We start from the raw sequence: 7,008 nt of genomic DNA on the forward strand, positions 1-7,008 counted from the left end.
ACGCCCTTTCTCCGACCGCCCCGCGTACCAAAGGTGACGATGCACGGTGAATGACGACAAGCTGCGCGACTATCTCAAGCGGGTGGCCGCCGACCTGCACCGGACCAAGCAGCGCCTCGGCGAGGCCGAGGCGAGGGACCGGGAACCGATCGCCGTCGTCGCGATGGGCTGCCGCTACCCCGGCGGCGTCCGCACCCCCGAGGACCTGTGGCGGCTCGTGTCCACGGGCACCGACGCGATCACGCCCTTCCCCGCCGACCGCGGCTGGGACCTGGCCGCCCTGCACGACCCGACGGGGGAGCGGCCCGGCAGCACGTACAGCGCCGAGGGCGGCTTCCTCGACGACGCCGCCGCGTTCGACCCCGGCTTCTTCGGCATATCTCCGCGCGAGGCCCTCGCCATGGACCCGCAGCAGCGGCTCCTCCTGGAGACCACCTGGGAGACCTTCGAGCGCGCCGGGATCGACCCGCACGCCCTGCGCGGCAGCCGCACCGGCGTCTTCGCCGGGGTGATGTACCAGGACTACGCGGTGCGCCTGCGCCAGGTGCCCGACGACGTCCAGGGCTACCTGGGCAACGGCAGCTCCGACAGCGTCGCCTCCGGCCGCATCGCCTACACCTTCGGCCTCGAAGGCCCCGCCGTCTCCGTCGACACCGCCTGCTCCTCCTCGCTCGTCGCCCTCCACCTGGCCTGCCAGGCGCTCCGTCAGGGCGACTGCGCGCTCGCCCTCGCGGGCGGCGCCATGGTGATGTCCACGCCGGTGCCGTTCACCGAGATGAGCAGGCAGAACGGCCTCGCGGCGGACGGCCGGTGCAAGTCCTTCTCGGCCGCCGCCGACGGCACCGGCTGGGGCGAGGGCGTCGGCATGCTCCTCCTGGAGCGCCTGTCCGACGCCCGCCGCCACGGCCACCCCGTGCTCGCCCTGGTCCGCGGCTCAGCCGTCAACCAGGACGGCGCCAGCAGCCGCCTCACCGCCCCCAACGGCCCCTCCCAGCAGCGCGTCATCCGCCAGGCCCTCGCGAACGCCCGGCTCGCCCCGGCCGACGTCGACGTCGTCGAGGCCCACGGCACCGGCACCCCGCTCGGCGACCCCATCGAGGCCCAGGCCCTGCTCGCCACGTACGGGCGCGAGCACACCGCCGAACAGCCGCTGCTGCTCGGCTCGCTGAAGTCCAACATCGGCCACACCCAGGCCGCCGCCGGGGTCGGCGGCGTCATCAAGATGATCCTCGCCATGCGGCACGGCGAGGTGCCGCCGTCCCTGCACGGCGGCGACCCCACCCCCCAGGTCGACTGGTCGCCGGGGACGCTGCGGCTCGTCACCGAGGCCACGCCGTGGCCCGGCACGGGGCGCCCGCGCCGCGCCGCCGTCTCCTCCTTCGGCGTCAGCGGCACCAACGGCCACGTCATCCTCGAACAGGCCGAGCCCACCGACGGACCCACCGCCGACAGGGACCGCACCGGCCCCGTGCCCTGGCTGGTCTCCGCACGCGACCCCCGGGCCCTGCGCGCCCAGGCCGCCGCGCTCCACGCCCATCTGACGCGGCACCCCGCGCTGCACCCGGCGGACGTCGCCCACACCCTGGCGACCGGCCGCGCCGCCCACGAACAGCGCGCCGCCCTCGTCGCCGACGACCGGCAGACGCTGCTCGACGCCCTGGACGCGCTCGCCCGCGACACGGACCCGCTGCCCCCGGGCTGCACGCGCGGCACGGCCCGCACCGGCGAGGCGGTCGCCTTCGTCTTCCCCGGCCAGGGCGCCCAGTGGCCCGGCATGGCCCGCGAACTCCTCGACGCCTCACCGGTGTTCGCCGCCCGCCTGGCCGAGTGCGCCGAAGCCCTGGCCCCGCACACCGACTGGCCGCTCCTCGACGTCCTGCGCGAAGCCCCCGGCGCGCCCTCCCTCGACCGCGTGGACGTCGTCCAGCCCGCCCTGTTCGCGGTGATGGTCTCCCTCGCCGAGGTGTGGCGCGCCCACGGCGTCGAGCCCGCCGCCGTCGTCGGGCACAGCCAGGGCGAGATGGCCGCCGCGTGCGTGGCCGGGGCGCTCACCCTCGCCGACGCCGCCAAGGTCGTCGCCGTACGCGCCAAGGCGCTGCGGGCCCTCGCCGGACGCGGCGGCATGGCGTCGGTGTCGCTCCCCGCCGACCGGGTCCGCGAGCGCATCGCGCCCTGGGGCGAGCGGATCGCCGTCGCCGCCGTGAACGGCCCCTCCTCCGTCGCCGTCTCCGGCGACCCCGAGGCCCTCGCCGAACTCCTCGCCGCCCTCGACGCCGACGGCGTACGGGCCCGCTCCATCCCCGTCGACTACGCCTCGCACGGTCCCCACGTCGAGGAGATCCAGGACGAGTTGACAGGCGCGCTCGCGGGCATCGCGCCCCGCACCGCCGACGTCCCCTTCTACTCGACCGTCACCGGCGGCCTCCTGGACACCGCACGCCTCGACGCCCGCTACTGGTACGAGAACTTGCGCCGCACCGTGCGCTTCGACGAGGCCGCGCGCGCCCTGCTCGCCGCCGGGCACCGCGTCCTCGTCGAGGTCAGCGCGCACCCCGTGCTCACCGCCGGGCTCCAGGACACCGCCGACGCCACCGGCACCGACGCGCTCGCCCTCGGCACGCTGCGCCGCGACGACGGCGGCCCGCGGCGGCTGCTCACCGCGCTCACGGAACTGCACGTACGAGGCGTGCCCGTGGACTGGGACGCGGCCCTCGCCGGGCAGCGCCCGCACCGCGTCGACCTGCCCACCTACGCCTTCCAGCGGGAGCGCTACTGGCTGGAGGACTCCGGCGCGCCCGCGGGCGACCCCGCCTCGGTCGGACTCACCCCCTCCGGGCACCCGCTCCTCGGCGCCGTCGTCACCCTGGCCGACAGCGAAGGACTGCTGCTCACCGGCAGGCTCTCGCTGCGCACCCACCCCTGGCTCGCCGACCACGCCGTCCAGGGGGCCGCGCTGCTGCCCGGCACCGCCTTCCTGGAACTCGCCGTCCTCGCGGGCGACCACACCGGCTGCCCCCGCGTCGACGACCTCACCCTCGAAGCGCCCCTGACGCTGCCTCAGGACGGCGGTGTCGTGCTGCGCCTGTCCGTCGGCGCGCCCGCCCCCGACGGCACCCGCACCCTCGCCCTGCACGCCAGGCCCGACGACCCCGACTCGGACGAGGAGTGGACCCGCCACGCCACCGGCGTCCTCGCCCCGCGCACCCCCGGCCCGGCCCCCGCCGCCCCCGCCGCCTGGCCTCCGCCCGGTGCCACCCCCCTCGACCTCGACGGCATGTACGACCGCTACGCCGAGGGCGGCTTCGCCTACGGCCCCGCCTTCCAGGGCCTCACGGCGGCGTGGCGGCTCGGCGACGACCTGTACGCCGAGGCCGAACTCCCGGCCGGACTCCGCCAGGACGCCGCGCGGTTCGCCCTGCACCCGGCGCTGCTCGACGCCGCCCTGCACGCCACCGGGCTCACCGCCGCCCCGGCCGACGGCGGCCGGATGCCGTTCGCCTGGTCCGGGGCCGCCCTGCACGCCTCGGGCGCCACCGCGCTGCGCATGCGCCTGACCGCGACCGGCACCGACACCCTCGCCCTCGACGTCACCGACGCCGCAGGCAGCCCCCTGGCCGCCGTGGAGTGCCTGACCCTGCGCCCGGCCGCGGCCGCACCCGGCGCGGGCCCTACCCACCACGACGCGCTGTTCCGCGTGGAGTGGACCCCCCTCGCCCGCCCGCGGGCCGGGACGGACACCACCCCCGTGGCCGTCGGCCCGCACTCCTTCGGCCTGCCGCACACGCACCCCGACCTGCGCGCGTTCCTCGCCGCCCTCGGCGCGGGCGCCCCCGCCCCCGGCACGGTCCTGCTGGCGGAACTCCCCACCGGCGAGAGCGGGACGGGCAGCGCCGACACGGGCGCGGCACGCCACGCGCTCCACCGGACCCTGGAAGCCCTCCAAGCCTGGCTCGCCGACGAGCGCCTCGCCGCCACCCGCCTCGCCGTCGTCACCCGGGGCGCGGTCGCCGCCGCCCCCGGCGAGGCCCCCACCGACCCGGCCCGTGCCGCCGTGTGGGGCCTGGTGCGCTCTGCCCAGTCCGAACACCCCGGCCGCTTCGTCCTCCTTGACCTGGACGCCGGGGCGGACACGCAGGCCGTGGCCGCGGCCCTCGCCGCCGACGAGCCGCAGCTCGCCCTGCGCGGCGACACCCTCCTCGCCCCGCGCCTCGGCAAGGTCCCCGCCGACGCCCCGACACCGGTCGCCCTCGACCCGGACGGCACGGTCCTCGTCACCGGCGGCACCGGCCTGCTCGGCTCCCGCGTGGCCCGCCACCTCGTGGCCCACCACGGCGTGCGCCACCTCCTGCTCACGGGCCGCTCGGGACCGGACGCGCCGGGCGCCGCCGAGACCGTCACGGAACTCGTCGCGCTCGGCGCCCAGGTCACCGTCGCCGCCTGCGACGCCGCCGACCGCGCCGCGCTCGCCGCCCTCCTCGACGGCGTTCCCGCCGACCACCCCCTGACGGCCGTGGTGCACGCCGCGGGCGCCCTCGACGACGGCGTCGTCACCTCCCTCACACCCGACCGTATCGACACGGTCCTGCGCCCCAAGGCCGACGCCGCGCTCCACCTCCACGACCTCACCCAGGACCTCGACCTGAAGGCCTTCGTCCTCTTCTCCTCGGCGGCGGGCACCTTCGGCGGCCCCGGACAGGGCAACTACGCCGCCGCCAACGCCTACGTCGACGCCCTCGCCCAATGGCGCCACGCCCGCGGTCTGCCCGCGCAGTCCCTCGCCTGGACCCTGTGGGAACAGCGCTCCGCCCTCACCGGCCACCTCGACGACGCCGACGTGCGCCGCCTGGCCCGCTCCGGCATGCCCGCGCTCACCACCGAACAGGGCCTCGCCCTCTTCGACGCGGCCCTCACCGTCGACGCGCCCGCGCTCGTCCCGCTCCGGCTCGACCGCCGCGCCCTGCGCGCCCGGGCCACGGAGGGCGAACCGGTGCCGCCGCTCCTGCGCGCCCTGGTACGCGTCCCCGTGCGCAGAGCCGCGGCCGCCGCGCCCACCGCGGAGACGGGCACCTCCCTGGCCGAACGCCTCGCCGCGCTGCCGGAGGCCGAACAGCGGCGCACCCTCGTCCAGCTGGTGTGCGCGCAGGCCGCCGCGGTCCTCGGCCACACCTCCGGCAGCGCCGTGGCCCCCGCGCGGGCCTTCCGCGACCTCGGCTTCGACTCCCTCGCCTCCGTCGAACTCCGCAACCGCCTGGGCGCCGCCACCGGGCTCCGCCTGCCCGCCACCCTGGTCTTCGACCACCCGTCCCCGGAAGCCCTCGCCGGGCTCCTGCGCGACGAACTGGCCGGGACCGCTACCGGGGCGACCGCGGCCGTGCCCGTGGCGTCCGCCGCGGACGAGCCGGTCGCCATCGTCGCGATGGGCTGCCGCTTCCCCGGCGCCGTCCGCACCCCGGACGACCTGTGGCGCCTCGTCGCCTCCGGCGCCGACGGCATCGGCGACTTCCCCACCGACCGGGGCTGGGACCTCGACGCCCTCTACGACCCCGACCCCGGCCACACCGGCACCTCGTACGTGCGGGAAGGCGGGTTCCTCAGCGGCGCCGGGGACTTCGACGCCGACTTCTTCGGGATCTCGCCCCGCGAGGCCATCGCCATGGACCCGCAGCAGCGCCTGCTGCTCACCATCACCTGGGAGGCCTTCGAACGCGCGGGCATCGACCCGGCCGCGCTGCGCGGCACCCCCACGGGCGTCTTCGTCGGCCTGATGCAGCAGGACTACGCGGTACGGCTCCTGCCGCACATCCCCGAGGACGTCGAGGGCTTCCTCGGCACCGGCAACTCCGGCAGCGTCGTCTCCGGCCGCGTCGCCTACGCCTTCGGCCTCGAAGGCCCGGCCCTCACCATCGACACGGCCTGCTCCTCCTCCCTCGTCGCGCTGCACACCGCGGTGCAGTCGCTACGCCGGGGCGAGTGCGCGCTCGCCGTCGCGGGCGGCGTCACCGTGATGTCGAGCCCCGAACTCTTCGTGGAGTTCAGCCGCCAGGGAGGCCTCGCCGCCGACGGCCGCTGCAAGTCCTTCGCGGCGGCCGCGGACGGCACCAGCTTCGGCGAAGGCGCCGGAATCCTCGTCCTGGAGCGTCTGTCGGATGCCCGGCGCAACGGTCATCCGGTGCTGGCGGTGGTGCGGGGCAGTGCGGTGAATCAGGACGGTGCGAGCAATGGTCTGACGGCTCCGAACGGTCCGTCGCAGCAGCGGGTGATCCGTGCGGCGCTCGTGGACGCGGGGTTGTCGGCGAAGGACGTGGACGCGGTGGAGGCGCACGGTACGGGCACGCGCTTGGGTGATCCGATCGAGGCGCAGGCGTTGCTGGCCACGTACGGCCAAGAGCGTCTGGAGGAGCGGCCGTTGTGGCTGGGCTCCCTGAAGTCCAACATCGGCCACACCTCCGCGGCGGCCGGTGTCGCCGGTGTCATGAAGATGGTCCTGGCGATGCGCCACGGCCTGCTGCCCCGGACCCTCCACGTCGACGAACCCACCCCGCAGGTCGACTGGTCGACCGGCCACGTACGGCTGCTCGCCGAGGCACGCGCCTGGGAGACCGGGGGCGGGCCGCGACGAGCCGGTGTCTCGTCGTTCGGCGTGAGCGGGACGAACGCGCACGTGATCGTGGAGGAGGTGCCGCGGGAGTCCGTGGTCGCCGGGGCTTCCGAGGTGGAGGGGCCGGTGCCGTGGGTGGTGTCGGCACGGTCGCCGCAGGCGTTGCGGGCGCAGGCGGAGCGGTTGCTTGAGGTGTGCGGCAAGGAGGACGTACGGATCTCCGACGTCGCGCTGTCGCTGATCGAGACCCGGGCACTCCACGAGCACCGGGCCGTGGTGGGTGGCGGTCGCGACCAACTGCGCCTGGGGTTGCGTGCGTTGGCGGTGGGTGAGCCGTCGTCGTGTGTGGTGTCGGGTGGGGTGTCGGTGTCCGGGGGGACGGTGTTTGTGTTTCCGGGGCAGGGGGCGCA

At 76.4% G+C, this 7,008-nt stretch carries 2 pseudogenes; both read left to right on the top strand.

The annotated features are described in order from the left end of the window. Positions 1 to 46: 46 nt before the first annotated feature. Positions 47 to 94: pseudogene (locus ACIG3E_RS40700) on the top strand (polyketide synthase docking domain-containing protein); the annotation flags it as partial. Next, positions 83 to 7,008, top strand: a pseudogene (locus ACIG3E_RS40705) (type I polyketide synthase); the annotation flags it as partial. The pseudogenes ACIG3E_RS40700 and ACIG3E_RS40705, both read left to right, overlap by 12 nt.

It is taken from the genome of Streptomyces sp. NPDC053474 (genome assembly GCF_044544845.1).
Lineage (GTDB): Bacteria > Actinomycetota > Actinomycetes > Streptomycetales > Streptomycetaceae > Streptomyces.